Source organism: Sulfitobacter litoralis, assembly GCF_900103185.1.
GTDB classification, from domain to species: domain Bacteria; phylum Pseudomonadota; class Alphaproteobacteria; order Rhodobacterales; family Rhodobacteraceae; genus Sulfitobacter; species Sulfitobacter litoralis.
This window is the reverse complement of the sequence record NZ_FNJD01000015.1, coordinates 84,875-92,146: the sequence shown is the minus strand read 5'-3', so window position 1 is coordinate 92,146 and position 7,272 is coordinate 84,875. Positions and strand designations below refer to the sequence as shown.

General features: G+C 57.7%; 8 protein-coding genes. 3 read left to right on the top strand and 5 right to left on the bottom strand.

The window, feature by feature from the left end; translation table 11 throughout:
* Positions 1 to 276: transposase (locus BLQ98_RS12665; protein ID WP_141135332.1), on the top strand; the 276-nt coding region annotated here is incomplete at its 5' end.
* Positions 277 to 373: 97 nt separating this feature from the next.
* On the opposite strand, the gene BLQ98_RS12660 is transcribed toward BLQ98_RS12665, so the two are convergent.
* The 4 genes from BLQ98_RS12660 to BLQ98_RS12645 form a co-directional block, all read right to left on the bottom strand.
* The gene (locus tag BLQ98_RS12660; protein WP_093733672.1) at positions 374 to 718 is read right to left on the bottom strand and encodes a hypothetical protein; all 345 of its coding nucleotides are present in this window, start codon (positions 716 to 718) and stop codon (positions 374 to 376) included.
* A 143-nt stretch (positions 719 to 861) separates the two neighbouring features.
* Positions 862 to 2,337, bottom strand: coding sequence for a carboxypeptidase M32 (locus BLQ98_RS12655; RefSeq protein WP_093733671.1), 1,476 nt, complete (start codon positions 2,335 to 2,337; stop codon positions 862 to 864).
* The gene (gene ctaA / locus BLQ98_RS12650) at positions 2,337 to 3,488 is read right to left on the bottom strand and encodes a heme A synthase (protein ID WP_093733670.1); all 1,152 of its coding nucleotides are present in this window, start codon (positions 3,486 to 3,488) and stop codon (positions 2,337 to 2,339) included. Before ctaA ends, BLQ98_RS12655 begins: the two co-directional genes overlap by 1 nt.
* Before the next feature lie 56 nt (positions 3,489 to 3,544).
* Complete coding sequence (locus BLQ98_RS12645) at positions 3,545 to 4,297, bottom strand: RNA methyltransferase (protein WP_093733669.1); 753 nt, start codon at positions 4,295 to 4,297, stop codon at positions 3,545 to 3,547.
* 156 nt (positions 4,298 to 4,453) lie between these two features.
* On the opposite strand from BLQ98_RS12645, the gene BLQ98_RS12640 reads away from it, so the two are divergent.
* Complete coding sequence (locus BLQ98_RS12640) at positions 4,454 to 5,074, top strand: thiamine phosphate synthase (protein ID WP_093733668.1); 621 nt, start codon at positions 4,454 to 4,456, stop codon at positions 5,072 to 5,074.
* 16 nt (positions 5,075 to 5,090) lie between these two features.
* Here the strand turns inward: BLQ98_RS12640 and BLQ98_RS12635 are convergent, their stop codons facing one another.
* Positions 5,091 to 6,416: a HupE/UreJ family protein gene (locus BLQ98_RS12635; protein WP_093733667.1), complete on the bottom strand. Its 1,326-nt coding sequence runs from the start codon at positions 6,414 to 6,416 to the stop codon at positions 5,091 to 5,093.
* On the opposite strand from BLQ98_RS12635, the gene BLQ98_RS12630 reads away from it, so the two are divergent.
* Positions 6,415 to 7,230 (top strand): DUF4198 domain-containing protein, encoded by an 816-nt coding sequence (locus tag BLQ98_RS12630; protein ID WP_093733666.1) that lies wholly within the window; start codon positions 6,415 to 6,417, stop codon positions 7,228 to 7,230. The two genes, BLQ98_RS12635 and BLQ98_RS12630, sit on opposite strands and share 2 nt — an antisense overlap.
* Positions 7,231 to 7,272 lie beyond the last annotated feature (42 nt).

The window sequence follows — 7,272 nt, the reverse complement described above, 5'->3', positions numbered from 1 at the left end:
CCGGCCTGGCGCAGGGCTTGGCAGGAAGTGATCCCGTTCTTTGCTTTTGATCCCGCCATCCGAAAGATCATCTACACCACCAACGCAATTGAAAGCTTGAACCGTGTAATCCGCAAATCGATTAAGACGCGGGGATCGTTCCCGACCGAAGACGCAGCCACGAAGCTGATCTACTTGGCGATCCGCAAGTTTGAGAAAGGCGGCCGAAATGTTCGAGAATGGTTTGCGGCCCGCAATCATTTCGCCATAATGTTTGAGGATCGCTTCAATGCGTGACTGTATCTAAAACCCGAATGGGCCAGACCAGATACACAAAGTTCATGACACTCCCCCCCGAAGGGACGCTTTAAATTCAACACATCAACCTACTAAGTTAGTTGGTGCCGTTTGTACCGTTCGTGCCGTTTGCATCATCATCGTTGCTTGCAATAACTGCAACTGCAACAATAACTGCTGCAACACCAGCGATAGCGGCAGGGCTCATACTTTCAAAGCCAACACCACCAGCGGCGCTCGGGTCAATGCAACGACGGGCAAGGATACCGTCGATTTCTGTCGGTGCTTGGCAAGCGTATGTAACGCCATTTGCACCAACAACCGTTGCTGGGTACTCGGCAACACCGGAGCTACCACCAACGGCGGCTTGGGTTGTTACCTGTGCGGAAGCCGCGCTTGCAGTCATCAAAATCGCAGCGGCGAATGCTGTAAAGCGTGTCATTATGTCTTCTCCAGTTTGCGAAGTTCACTAATCTTGGGCTTGGTATCGCATATTTCGGCTGCAATAGCAAACTCGATATCTCTCGAAACATTGGTTCGTTCCGGCGTTAATCAGGCTCTAGAACCCTTTTAAAGCAGAAACAACTATAGCGCATATAGCGCGCTAAACTTTTCGGTCAAATAGGAAAGCAGCGGGATCTCGCTTGGTTTTGCCCCCGTCGCTTGGGTGATCACTTCGCGCGGACTGTAAAGCCCACCATGGCGCTGCACCTTCTCGCGCAGCCAGCCAGTGGCAGCAACGGTATCCCCCTTGGCCAGTTGAACGTCCAAATTCGGCACATCACGGCGCAGCGCTGTGTTCAAACAGCCAGCATAGACGTTGCCCAGAGAATACGTCGGGAAATATCCGAACAGGCCCACCGACCAATGCACATCTTGCAATACACCGTTTGATGGCCGGTCAACGGCATACCCGAAGTCCGCCTTGAACCTGTCGTTCCATGCCGCTTCCAGATCGCCAACCAACAGATCGCCCGCCATCAACGCCCGTTCCAGATCGAACCGCAGCAGCACATGTAGGTTGTACTGCAACTCATCAGCCTCGGTCCGGATATACCCATCTGATACGCGATTTACGATCCGGTAGAATGTATTTTCATCCGGCACGCCAAAGTCACCAAAGGCATCGCGCATTTGCCTATAGAGCCAACCCGAAAATGCACGGCTCCTGCCAAGTTGGTTCTCGTAGATCCGGCTCTGGCTTTCGTGCACGCCCATAGAGACGCCCCCACCAAGAGGCGTCAAAAGATACTCTTTATCGATCCCTTGCTCATAACAGGCATGACCGACTTCGTGAATTGTTGAATAAAAACAATTGAAGGGATCGACCTCATTCGTGCGCGTCGTGATCCGCACATCCAGCCCTGACCCGCTTGAAAATGGGTGCACGGCTTTATCCACGTGGCCCATCGTCATATCGTAGCCAAACGTCGTGGCCAATGTTCGTGTCAGCTTCATCTGGGCATCGGTGTCAAATCGACCCTCCAACACAGGTGGTGCCTCGGCCTCGCGAACGGCTTCGCGCAAACGGGTCAGCTCGGGGCGCAAGGCGCCGAACATGGCCTCTAGCTCGGCAGCGGTCGCACCGGGTTCATAGTCATCCAGCATCGCGTCATAGACATCGCCTCCGCCAGCAAGCGCCTGGCCTTCTTCGCGCTTCAGCGCGATCACCTCGGCGAGGGTTGGGGCAAATGCCGCAACATCGTCGGCAGCACGCGCCTCGGCCCAAATGCCCTGCGCCTCCGAGGTGACCCGTGCAATCCGCGCGGCAAGCACTGCGGGTACCTTAGAAGCGCGCGCATGCCCGCGCTTGATGTGGCGTACCTGCGCCTGCCCCACCTCATCTAGCCCATCCGCATCGATCCGGTCCAACCATTCGGGAATACGCGGATCGACACGGCGGGCGTGCAAAACGCCCTCCATCGCGGCCATTTCCTCGCCCCGCTGCGGGGCAGCACCGCGTGGCATGACGGTTTCCTGATCCCAGCCCAACCGGCCTGCGACCTGCGCCAGCGCCTCGGTTTCACGCTGAAACGCCATCAACTCGTCAAAAACAGTCATCAAGATTTTCCTCGTACAGATGTCGGAATCGGGTAGGCGCTTAGGAACCGTGCGCGCAGGATCAAAACCCAAAGTATCACGGCCAACACTTGGTGGAAGATCGCGATGTGTACCGGTGCCGCGTTCAATACTGTTACGATCCCCAAAACAACCTGCCCTACCATCGCGACAATCATCAGGTTGAATGCCTTGCGCGTATTGGGATGCGCTGACTTACGGCCCCGCAGCCAAACGACGGCAGCGAAGGCGACCAACAGATAGCCCGCCATCCGGTGCATGAACTGCACCAGCCCGGGATTTTCAAAGAAGTTGCGCCAGACCGGCATAATGGTGAAAGCCTCGGGCGGAAAGAACTGGCCCTGCATTAACGGCCAATCGACAAAGAACCGGCCCGCATCAATTCCCGCAACCAAGGCCCCAAGCAGAATTTGCAGGAACGCAAAGTGCAGCAATCCGGTAGACATTCCAAAGAGCTTGGCCTCCTTCGCCCGCCGCGCCTGCATCAGATCACGCTCGGGCCGACCAAGCAGCAGCGCGTACCATGTGATGACCCCAAGAATAACGAAAGCCAGCCCCAAATGCGTGGCCAGACGGTAGCTGGCAACGTCTAGAACGGCTTCTCCGCTGGTGACGCCCGATGCAACCATCCACCAGCCGATCGCACCTTGCAAACCGCCAAGCCCGCCCAAAAACAAAAGACGCCCCGACCAGCCCACAGGGATCTGACGGCGCAGAAGAAACCACAAGAACCCGACAGCCCAAACCAGGCCGATCACTCGGCCCAACTGACGATGGCCCCATTCCCACCAATATATCGATTTAAAATCAGACAGTTCCATCCAGGAGTTCTGAACCTGAAACTCGTCAATCTCTTGATATTTGGCAAATTCAGACTGCCAGTCCGCCTCGTTCATCGGCGGCATGGCTCCGGTAAAGGGGCGCCACTCAGTGATGCTCAATCCACTGTCGGTCAGTCGGGTCAAACCGCCAACGGCGATCATCACAAAGACCAATGCGAATAGGATAAACAGCCAGATACGGATGCCGCGCCGTGCACCACCGCGCCCACGGTCAATGCCGCCTACCTGTGCCACAGGCCGCGCGGCTTGCGCTTCGCCTACGTCCTCGAACAGCTTTCGTTTCTCGGCCATTTGTGCCTCTTGTCTGCTACGTTTCACGCAGAAGTAGGACACAAGCGCACAAAGGTCTAGCCGCGCTCTTTCCAGCGTACCATCTGTCGCAGGGTGCCGTGCAAGGTCTGCACATCGGCACGGGTCAGCGGCAGGCGCGACCACATGTTGCGCAGATTGACCTTCATGCTGGCAGCCTTGTGGTCGGGATAAAAGAACCCTGCAGTGTCCAGACGTTCCTCGAAATGCCGCGCGAGATGTTCGATCTCGCTGTGATCTGCCCAGTTGGTCCCTGCCATCTCGACCTGTTCAGACACCACATCGCCCTGCGCCCGCATCCATTCGTATCCCATCAACAACACACATTGCGCCAGATTAAGGGATGCAAACGCAGGGTTCACCGGCACTGATACAATCGCATTCGCGCGTGAAATATCGTCGTTCTCAAGCCCTGCGCGTTCAGGCCCGAACAACACAGCCACGCGCCGGCCCTCGCTGATCATCTGGGCAGCTTTTGCCATTGCCGCCTCTGGGCTGTAAACCGGCTTGGTCAGATCACGATCACGCGCTGTGGTGGCAAAGACAAATGCTGCGTCGCCCACTGCACTGGCAAGATCGTCATACACCACGGCGTCGTCCAGCAATCGTCCTGCCCCAGACGCCATTGCTACCGCCGATGGGTTCGGCCAGCCATCGCGCGGCGCGACAATGCGCATGCGATCAAGGCCAAAGTTCCACATGGCACGGGCGGCGGCTCCAATGTTTTCGCCCATTTGCGGGCGCACCAGCACAAAGGCCGGGATCTGCGGGTGTTCTATTGTATCATTCATGGGCCTCTCATACGCTTGCCGCCATCGCCTCGCAAGAACGACGCGGCCCGTCTTTGACCTTCCAAATGGGAAAAAATCCTCGCCGAAGGCATAAAAGTTTTTCTTTCCCCGCGTGATCCGCTAATTGACGCGCAATAACGCAAAGGACAGCAAGCCATGGATACGCCCGAACAGCCGCAGCTTTACCTGATGACCCCGCCCGAGCTTGAGCTCTCCAGCTTTCCTGATGTGCTGGCCCGTGTGCTCGACGCGCATGATGTGGCCTGCGTGCGTCTGGCGCTTAGCACCCGCGACGAAGACCGCGTGATGCGCGCTGCCGATGCGCTGCGCGAAGTGACCGATGCGCGCGATATCGCATTGGTGATCGCGGATCACACCTTGCTTGCAGAACGGTTGGGGCTTGATGGTGTACACTTGACGGATGCGGCACGTTCCGTGCGGCACGCACGCAAGACCCTGGGCGATGACGCTATCGTCGGCAGCTTTTGCAACGGTTCGCGCCATGACGGGATGGCAGCGGGCGAAGCGGGGGCGGACTATGTCAGCTTTGGTCCGGTGAACGCATCCTTGCTGGACGATGGCACCCACGCCGAACAAGATCTGTTCAAGTGGTGGTCCGAAGTGATCGAAGTGCCGGTCGTCGCCGAAGGCGGGCTGACCACCGATCTGATCCGTGCGCTCACCCCCGTCACCGACTTTTTCGGCATCGGGGATGAAATCTGGACCAGCGAAACGCCCGAACAGGCGCTCGCTGATCTGATTGCCGCGATGAAGTAACCGCGCAGGGCGGGTGTTACAGGAACACCCGCTCAACGAACCAATAGGCCCCGATGACCGCAATCGCGACCGACGCCGGTATCGCAACGAAGCGGCGGTAAGGTGCCACAACCTGACGGAACTGCACCGACAGAAAGCACCCCGTAAAGATCAGCGCCAGCGGGATCATGAACACCGCAACTGGTGCCTCAAGCAGCCTTGCCACCGCAGGCATCGGAATGATGCACAGCGCCAGCGCAATCACAGCCAGCGCTACATACAATCCTTTGGCCGCACGCGGATCGCCCTGCCCGCGCATCACGCGCAGCGCTTGCCAGACACATAGGAACATAACGGCGATTACCGTCAGTTGACCGACCTCGACCCCGACGTTGAACCCGATCAAGGCGGGGATAAACTGGTCGTCCGGCAGGCCGAATTCACCCAGAACGGATGCAAATCCTAGGCCGTGCAGCAAACCAAAGCCAAAGATCACCAAGGGTCGCCAAGGGCTGAGCCCGGCCAGAAAGATATTTTCGACCGCGACATAGACAATCGACGCGGCGATCAACGGCTCTACGATACTGCCGGGCACGGACACCCAGCCAAGCGCGCCAAGCGCCAGCGTCACCGTATGCGCCGCTGTGAACGCGGTGACCTGCCAGATCAGCGGGCGCAGCTGTGTCGACAAAAAGAACAGGCCCAATACAAACAGGATATGGTCCAACCCTTTGGGCAAGATGTGGTCAAAACCTACCGGAATATAGGTGGCAAAGGCCTCCCATGCCGATTGCTGCCCGCCGCCCTCAAGCAGGATCTCGGGGCTTTCTACGCCGCCCTCAAGGTAGCCGGTATAGGGGGTCTCGACCCCTTGCTGGCGCAGCACGAAGGCACCCGCGCCATCAGGCCACGCAACAACCAATCCGCGCGTGTCTTGGGGCAGCGTCGCTTGCAACGACCATTCGGCAATACGGGGCAGCTCTTCGTTCACACCCTCGGGGATTGTCAGCGCCACAGTCTCGAGTGCCACCGGTTCACCATCGCCGCGTAGGATGGGCAAAGCGTTCCACTGCGCGAGAAGCTCGGGCGCGCGGGCAATAATCTTCTGCGGAGGTAAAGCGCGCAAGCTGTCGTAATTGCTGGCATTTTCGGCGTCATTCGTATCGGCCACCTCGTCCAGATCAATGCCGGACAACAGGGCCTCGAGGTTGATGCGCATATCCAAGGTTACTTGCCCGTCGGCGCTATTTAGATCGCCAATCGTCGGCAAGACTTCATGCGCCTGTGCAAAGCCTGTCAGCCCACTTGACAAAACCAGCGCATAGGCCAGCTTGAGTATTAGTTTAGATAAGGTTGTTTTCATGTTTCTGTCCCGTTTCGCACTCGTACTAACGTCATTATTACCAACTTCAGGTGCGTTTGCGCATGAATTCTGGTTAGATGCGCCCGCGTATCAAGTACAGCCCGGTGATGAAATAACAACCGACATCCGCAACGGGCAGTTGTTCGAGGGCACGCGGCTCGCGTATTTCCCGAATAATACCGAACGGTTCGATTTTACTTTTAACGGTACCACGAAAGCGATTAAGGCGCGGATGGGCGATATTCCCGCGCTCAAGATGGCGGCACCCGACATGGATGGGCTGGCAATTATCGCCCATGAGGCCAAAGCGACACTGCTTACCTATAGTGATTGGCAGACCTTCGTTGGCTTTACCGTCCACAAAGATTTCATGCAGGCCGTGGCTGACCATCGCGACAACGGCTACCCGCAAGACAAGGTGCGTGAACGCTACAGCCGGTATTCCAAGGCGCTGATTGCCGTGGGCGACGGGCATGGCGATGACAAAGCCTTGGGGCTGGAGACTGAGCTGGTCGCAGTAAACAACCCCTACACCTTGGGTGCGGATCAGCAGATGGAAGTCGCGTTGACCTACCAGCAAGAACCGCGCCGTGACGTTCAGGTCGAAGTGTATGAACGCACCGCGAGCAAAGACGTTACCGTGACCAAATACCGGACAGACGACGCAGGGCACGTGCAGTTTCCGGTCACCGCGGGCATGACCTATCTGGTCGACGCTGTGGTGCTGCGCCCTGCCCCGGACGTGGAAACCACCCCCACCAGCCCCCACTGGGAGAGCCTTTGGGCATCGCTGACATTTGCCGTGCCGGAATAGGTCTTTTCACGTCGCCGCGACTTGCGCCCGCCATATTGGTTG